7 protein-coding genes are annotated in these 7,167 nt (G+C 38.5%); all 7 read left to right on the top strand.

Going from position 1 to position 7,167, the window contains the following annotated elements:
• Positions 1–309: 309 nt before the first annotated feature.
• From ACJJIY_RS21945 to ACJJIY_RS21915, 7 genes are read left to right on the top strand one after another with little or no spacing between them, the layout of a single operon-like run.
• Positions 310–1,422: a tetratricopeptide repeat protein gene (locus ACJJIY_RS21945; protein ID WP_445358831.1), complete on the top strand. Its 1,113-nt coding sequence runs from the start codon at positions 310–312 to the stop codon at positions 1,420–1,422.
• A gap of 56 nt (positions 1,423–1,478) precedes the next feature.
• Positions 1,479–1,745: a flagellar biosynthesis protein FliQ gene (fliQ, locus tag ACJJIY_RS21940; protein ID WP_444925666.1), complete on the top strand. Its 267-nt coding sequence runs from the start codon at positions 1,479–1,481 to the stop codon at positions 1,743–1,745.
• Entirely contained in the window at positions 1,745–2,506 is a 762-nt protein-coding gene (locus ACJJIY_RS21935) for a flagellar biosynthetic protein FliR (RefSeq protein ID WP_445358830.1), read from the top strand. Before fliQ ends, ACJJIY_RS21935 begins: the two co-directional genes overlap by 1 nt.
• A complete protein-coding gene (locus ACJJIY_RS21930; RefSeq protein WP_445358829.1) occupies positions 2,506–3,576 on the top strand; it encodes an EscU/YscU/HrcU family type III secretion system export apparatus switch protein in 1,071 nt (356 codons plus the stop codon). Before ACJJIY_RS21935 ends, ACJJIY_RS21930 begins: the two co-directional genes overlap by 1 nt.
• A 14-nt stretch (positions 3,577–3,590) precedes the next feature.
• Complete coding sequence (locus tag ACJJIY_RS21925) at positions 3,591–5,675, top strand: flagellar biosynthesis protein FlhA (protein ID WP_444925663.1); 2,085 nt, start codon at positions 3,591–3,593, stop codon at positions 5,673–5,675.
• Positions 5,672–6,379 carry a flagellar hook-basal body complex protein gene (locus ACJJIY_RS21920; RefSeq protein ID WP_444925662.1) on the top strand — a complete coding sequence of 236 codons (708 nt, stop codon included), beginning with the start codon at positions 5,672–5,674 and terminating at the stop codon, positions 6,377–6,379. The genes ACJJIY_RS21925 and ACJJIY_RS21920 overlap by 4 nt, the downstream gene beginning before the upstream one ends.
• Before the next feature lie 27 nt (positions 6,380–6,406).
• The gene (locus tag ACJJIY_RS21915) at positions 6,407–7,165 is read left to right on the top strand and encodes a flagellar hook-basal body protein (RefSeq protein WP_444896398.1); all 759 of its coding nucleotides are present in this window, start codon (positions 6,407–6,409) and stop codon (positions 7,163–7,165) included.
• Positions 7,166–7,167: the final 2 nt, after the last annotated feature.

Raw genomic sequence — 7,167 nt, 5'->3', positions numbered from 1 at the left:
TTGTGTGGTAATTATATTTAAGAATCGACGGATGTTGGCAATTATGGACTGTCTTTATTTGCACCTTAATAGTCGGTCATTGCTCTATTTTGAGGGCGGGGGAGGTACTTTTAAAAAAAATATTTATTTTTACTTTACACGGAAATTTTGAGTGGTACATTTGTAAAAGTTTTAAATGCCTAAATAAATTAAAAATTATGAAATTATAAGTTTTAGGGATGGTGGCTTAGTGCGGAATTCTGAAATTACAAATAATAAATTAAGTTTTTGATCTGACAGATTTGGCACTGAAGGTTTATGGAAAATTTATTGAATAAAATAGAAAGGTATGAAGCCTTCTTTGCAGCTGATTCTGCCAATAAAAAATTAGCCGCTAACCTTATAGATTTATATATGAGGGCGGGTCAGTTAGATAAGGCCAAATCCCAATTGGAGAGTGCCGTAGAGCATTGGCCCGAGGAGAGTGAATTTATATTTCAGCAGGGAATGTTGTGTTTGTATTTGAATCAGTATTTAGCTGCGATTGATAATTTCTCTCAATTGTATAGTGCGAGTATTCCGCAGGATGTGGTTAGGTACAATGTAGCTTGGGCTCAAATGGGGTTAGGTCAAGCAGATGAAGCTCTAGGTACCTTAGAGGAAATGAGCGGACTTACCTCTAGGGCGCAATTACTAAAAGGGCGAGCTCTACACTCTCTTGGACGATTCTCTGAAGCTGAAGCACTTGTCCTTCCACTGTTGAATGAGGATGAGCTCTCAGTTGAAGTGGAATCAATGTTAATAACAATCGCCTTAGATTCTGAGAATACAGAGTTAGCACAGGAGAGAGCAGAGAAGCTGATTGAAAGGTGCCCAGATAATCTTGAAGCAAACGTCACATTAGGTGTTGTAGAGTTAGAAACAGGCAAATTAAGCAAGGCCGACAGTTACTTTGAGGTTGCACTTTCAACAAAGCCTGATAGTGGTAGGGCCCATTTAGGTTGTGGTCTTGCTGCAATGTTGCGGCAGGATTTGAATAAAGCAATTTATCACCTCAAGAAAGCCGTTAGTGAGATGCCAAGCCACCTAGGTACTTATAATGCTCTTTCTTGGTGCTACATATTTCAACAAGATTTGAAACAGGCAAAGACAATAGCCTTAGAAGTGAAAAACTTAAACCCTAAGTTTGCGGAGAGTCAAGGGACTCTCGCAATTATTAGTGTTTTACAAGGGGATAAGCAGGAAGCCAAAAGATTTACAAAATTGGCAAATCGATTAAACCCTGCCTCATTTTCTGGACAGTTTGCAGCCTCTCTTTTGGCTCACGATGCTGGTGATGAAGAGACTTCAAAGAAAATTGTTAGAAACTTACTGGACACCAATATGAAAAAAGATGGCGGTTCGTTGTCTGATGCCTTAAAGCGGTTTAACCTACCTAATTAAATAGTTAGTTTAAGTTAAAGTATAAAGTTGTATAGGTTTGTGCGTGTGACTTTAGTATGAATCCAGAGGTAGCTTTAGACCTTGTTCGGGAAATGCTAAAAACTGCTGCAATGGTATCCTCACCGATTTTAGGCGTTGCTTTATTTGTAGGCTTAATAGTTAGCATTTTTCAGGTTGTGACTCAAATACAGGAGATGACATTAACTTTTGTCCCCAAAATGTTGAGTATAGTCGCGGTAATATTTGCTTTTGGAGCATGGATGCTCGGAACAATTGTAATCTACACGGAGGATATTTTTAGAAAAATAGCTGAGTTCATGTAATGTTAGTTAAGGCTGGAAGTGATTTTGCTATTGTAGTTTTGCTTGTTGCAGCCAGGTTGGCTCCATTTTTTTTTAGTTTTCCGCTGCAAGCCATAATTAATATACCGCTACGTATACGATTTTTTTTGACCATTTCTTTTTCTTTAGTGATTTCCAGTGCCCTGGATTTGTCCTCTATTGGCTTAGCTAACGATTTCAATCTAGCGCTTATGCTGATAAAAGAAATTGTTATTGGTGTTGCATTTTCAGCAGCGATTACAGCCGCCACAGCCACTTTTCTGATAGCCGGTAGGTTAATTGACTTTCAGATGGGAGTTGGAGCTGCGACGCAGTTTAATGCGAGTACAAGCTCCCAAAATTCATTAGTTGGAACAATGTTGGCTCTAGCTGGAACCGCGATTCTATTTGCTAGTGATACACACCATATTCTTCTTAAGGGGATTTACCAGTCATTTATAGTCGTCCCAATTGGAACAGGTATTGATAAAGTTGGAATTTTAAACTCAGCTGTATCTATGGGGAAAATGTTCCTGTATGGAGCGGTAATAGCTGCGCCAGTTATATTTGGCCTGATGATGGCTGATCTCGTGGTCGTTATATTCGCAAGAACAATGCCACAAATGAACCCTTACTTCGTTGGAATGCCGGCCAAAATTCTTATAGGAATTATTTTGCTAATAGTGTCAGTACACTACATGCCAGAACCTATAAATGCAATCTTCCAAGGAATTACGGATAGCTGGCAAAAGGTAGCAGCCTGATGTCATCTAACGAAAGTTCAGAAAAAACGGAGCCAGCATCCCAGTTTAAACTGCAAGAAGCCCGAAAAAAAGGGCAGGCAGCGAAGAGTATTGAAGTTGTATCCTTAATAACTTTGTTAGGTTTTCTAATGATGTTATTAGCTTTCGGGAAGAAGCTAATCAATAGGGTTTTACACAATACATCATCTATGATGGGTTCTATAAATGATGTAAATAGCAACACTCAGAATGTATTAGCGTGGATCTCAAGTTCAATTAGTGATTGGGTATCAATACTCGCACCAATAATGCTTGCTACAGCAATTTTTGCAATTCTTGGAAATGTTCTACAAACGGGGCTGATTTTTTCGACAGCTACATTAAAGCCAGATTTTAAGAAGCTAAACCCTATATCAGGGCTTAAAAAAATTTTCTCGATAAAGAGTATATTTGACTTATTTAAGTCAGTTTTAAAGATTTCCATTTTAATCGCTTTCCTGACCTGGTATGTGGCTGGAGCTATGGAGTCTTGGGTCGGGCTTTTAGGTAGAAATCCAGCGAGTACGGCTGATATCTTTATTGATTTTGTCGTAGAAATATTTTTCATGACAGCTCCGATCGTTGCATTGTTTGCACTAATTGATTTTATTTTTTCGAAGAAAAAGTTCCTAAAAGATATGAGAATGACTAAGCATGAGGTAAAAGAAGAACACAAGAGAAGAGATGGAGACCCAACCCTAAAGCGTAAGAGGAAAGAACTACAGAAAGAGCTTAGAGATAAGCAGTCGGGTTTAAATAATGTACCTACTGCAACTGTAGTTATTACAAATCCAACACATTTTTCTGTGGCATTAAAATATGATGCCCAAGTAATGATGGCGCCAAAAGTTGTTGCCAAGGGCCGAGGAAACTTGGCGTTAAAGATACGTGATATAGCGCGATCAAAAAGAGTAAAAATCATACAAAGCCCTGCGCTAACACGAAGTATATACAAACAATCCAATATTGATGATTACATTCCATCAGACACATATTTAGCTGTTGCAAAACTGCTTAGCAAGCTAGAGCAAAGCAAGTCGGTTGTAAGATAGTGGAAAATAATAGATTGAAATTTTCATTTGAAAGATTGCTTGGTTCAAAAAGTGAACTGGCGCTGGTGCTGGGGGTCTTTGGAATTCTGGTTGTATTGTTTACGCCAGTCCCCTCAGCAGTTCTAGATTTCTTACTCCTTTTCAACTTGTCTATGGCAATTCTTATTTTGCTATTAACATTTTATATGGACAAACCTGTTGAATTTTCAACATTTCCAGCCATTCTTCTTATCGCAACACTCTTAAGGTTGTCGTTAAATATAGCAGCGACAAGGCTAATTCTGAGTAATGCTGATGCAGGACAAGTTATTGAAGCAGTAGGCGACTATGTGGTTGCGGGAAACTACATCGTAGGTCTTGTTATTTTCTTTATCCTAATTATCGTTCAGTTCATAGTTGTAACCAGCGGTGCTCAACGTGTGGCAGAAGTTGCGGCACGATTTACTCTTGACAGTATGCCTGGCAAGCAAATGAGCATTGATGCTGATCTAAATATGGGACTGATCGATGAGACTGAAGCTCAAAAAAGAAGAAAAGAAATAGAAAAAGAAGCGAATTTTTATGGATCTATGGATGGCGCTAGTAAATTTGTAAAGGGTGATGCTATTGCCGGAATCATTATTATTCTCATTGATATTGTAGGCGGATTAGCGGTTGGAATTGCGCAACTAGGTATGAACTGGGGAGATGCTCTTCATACCTACACCCTTATGACTGTAGGTGATGGTATTGTCACCCAAATTCCCGCTCTAATAATATCCACAGCGACAGGGATTATTATTACAAGAGCTTCAAGTGATTCTTTCTTAGGAAAAGAAATTGGAAGTCAGCTAGGTAAGCACCCAAAAAGTTTAGTGTTAGTGAGCCTGGCGTTAATTTTCTTTTCAATATTGCCTGGAATTCCAATTTGGCCAGTAGCAGTACTGTTGTGTATTTTCATTCCAATCATAATTTTGATAGCGAAATCCAGCGATACTAGTGAGGGAGAAGAAGCAGCAATTCCTCTGGCAGAGTCAACAGATGTAGCAGTTCAAGTTGCCAATTATAATGATATCACTGTAGAACCTATTGAGATCGTATTTGGTGAAGAGCTGGGGGAGTTTGTTTCGAAAGATACGATTTTTGTAGAAAAAGTTAAAGCTTTTAGGCGCCAGTTTGTTGAAGAAATGGGTATTGTTATACCTAACTTGAAGCTGTCCACCTCGATTAATAAGGAAAAAAATAGTTACGATTTAAAATTGTTTAACTCTGTGGTGGCAAGTTCTAGTTGTTTTCCAGACAAGACTCTTGCGATTTCAACAGGAAGTAAAATATCGATTTTAGGTCTGGAAACCAAAGACCCGTCTTATGGATTGCCTGCTGTTTGGATAGATAATTCACAAAAAGAGTTAGCCGTACAGCAAGGGCTAACTGTAGTTGATCCAGTTACTGTGTTATTTACTCATTTCAGTGAAATTATCAAAAGAAACTCAGAAGAACTTTTAACTAGAAAAGAAACTGAGCTACTGCTTGGAAGAGTAAAGGAGACACAACCAACTCTTTATGATGAGTTGATTCCAGAACAGCTCTCATTAAGTGATGTACAAAAAGTTTTGAAATTACTAGTAAAAGAAAAAATACCCATTTCAAATATAGAGCTAATTGCAGAATCTCTAGTCGATAAAGCGAGAATCACTAAAGATCCAGCAACTTTAGTCGAATCAATAAGGCAACAACTGTCAAGAGTTATCTGCGAGCCCTTATTAAATAAAGATAATACCTTGGAAGTTATAACGATAGATCCGAGTCTAGAGCGGAAATTGTTTGAATCAATTAATTATGATGAAACACCAGCTAGCATAAGGCTTGATCCAGCCATAGTAGAGAAATTCATAAAGAATATATCAAAATCAGTAGAGCAAATGATAAAGGGTGGGAATAAGCCTGTACTACTGTGCACAGGAAATTTACGAATGCATATAAAGAAGCTAACGGAGAGATACCTTCCGCATTTAGTCGTTATTTCTTTAAATGAAATTCCCAGCAATACAAATGTTAGATCTCAAGAAATAGTTAGTTTAAAAGGCAATGGCTTCTCGGCAAAGGATAAAATAGCATGAAAATTGATGGTATCTCACAAATATTAGCGAGCCTACACGGTGACATAAATCAATTGAGTAATGTTAGTCAAAACCTAGCCAATGTTAGCACGAATGCTTACAAAAAAGGATTTGCAGTAACCTCAGTTGCCATGAGCGAGGATAGGGCTCAAGCAGTCAACCAAGATTTGACTACTACGATCAGAGAGAGTGATTTCTCACAAGGAGTATTGAAAAGTACCGGAAGAAATTTACATTTGGCAATCGAAGGTAGTGGTTTTTTTTTAGTAAACGATGGAACCGATTACTGGTTGACGAGAAAAGGGGAGCTAAGTATCGATAACCAGGGATATTTAACCCTTTTGAGTGGAGCTCGCCTTCAAGGCTTACAAGGTGATATTGCGTTGGAGCCAGGTGAGTTTGATATCGATGAGACCGGTAATATCTACCAAGGAGAAAAAGAGTTCGTGGAGCAACTTTCTATGTTCAACGCACCTTTAAATAGCTTAGTAGAGGGTAAACCCGGAATGTATAAAAGTTCGTTAATGGCATCCACTGACCAAATTCATGTTCGGCAAGGATTCCTAGAAACATCAAATGTAGATCAATTACAAGAAATGGTTAAATTAATGGAGTTAGTTAGACATTATGAGGGAGGGTACCAAGTGATACAGAGCTATAGCACGATCATGGATGAAGCTATATCTAAAATAGGAAAAGTGTAGTCAGTAAGAAAAACCTGGGAGAAGCACATGATAGATGCTCTATATATTGCGGCAACAGGAATGAGAGCGGAAGCATCTCAAATTGATGTCATCTCTAATAATATGGCGAATTTGAATACACCGGCGTATAAGCGCCAAAGTGTTAGTTTCGAAACTTTAGTGCAGCAAACAGCAAGTCTACAGTCAAACACCCTACGTTCGAAAGGCATGGGATCAGTGGCAGATAGAGTTATTACCTCTTATGAACCTGGCAATATCCAGCCATCCCAAAGCAATCTGGACATCGCTATATCGGGTAAGGGGTTCTATGAGGTAGAGCTTCCGAATGGAACTTTTGCATATACCAGAAATGGACAATTCCAACTAGATGAACATGGGTATATAACAACCTCAGATGGCTATCGCCTAGCTGATAGAATTCAAGTCCCGCTCGATGCATCTGATATTTCTATTGATATCTCTGGTGAAGTGACAGTTACCTATTCTGATTCCTCAACCGACTACATTGGACAGATCACCTTGGCTGGTTTTTCAGCTGAACAAGATTTAGATGCAATTACCGGAGGTCTATACGTATCAACAGATAAGTCAGGAAATGCATATTATTCATCTCCAGGAGAGGATGGATTGGGTGTAGTTCGGCAGAATGCTATAGAAAAGTCAAATGTAGATTTAGTTGAGGAAATGCTGAGCCTAACTATGGCCCAACGTGCATATGAAGGAGGCTCACAAATTATACGAGCAGCTGATGAAATCATGAAAATAAACAATTCATTGAGAGTGTAAAA

It is taken from the genome of Microbulbifer maximicatervae (SeqCode), from assembly GCF_052468155.1.
Note: the sequence above shows the minus strand (reverse complement) of the source record. Positions and strands in the feature narration are given on the sequence as shown.

Bases quoted from the DNA above. Each gene is read 5' to 3' on its own strand.
- fliQ (WP_444925666.1), top strand. From the start codon at position 1,479: ATGAATCCAGAGGTAGCTTTAGACCTTGTTCGGGAAATGCTAAAAACT.
- ACJJIY_RS21935 (WP_445358830.1), top strand. From the start codon at position 1,745: ATGTTAGTTAAGGCTGGAAGTGATTTTGCTATTGTAGTTTTGCTTGTT.
- ACJJIY_RS21930 (WP_445358829.1), top strand. From the start codon at position 2,506: ATGTCATCTAACGAAAGTTCAGAAAAAACGGAGCCAGCATCCCAGTTT.
- ACJJIY_RS21920 (WP_444925662.1), top strand. From the start codon at position 5,672: ATGAAAATTGATGGTATCTCACAAATATTAGCGAGCCTACACGGTGAC.
- ACJJIY_RS21915 (WP_444896398.1), top strand. From the start codon at position 6,407: ATGATAGATGCTCTATATATTGCGGCAACAGGAATGAGAGCGGAAGCA.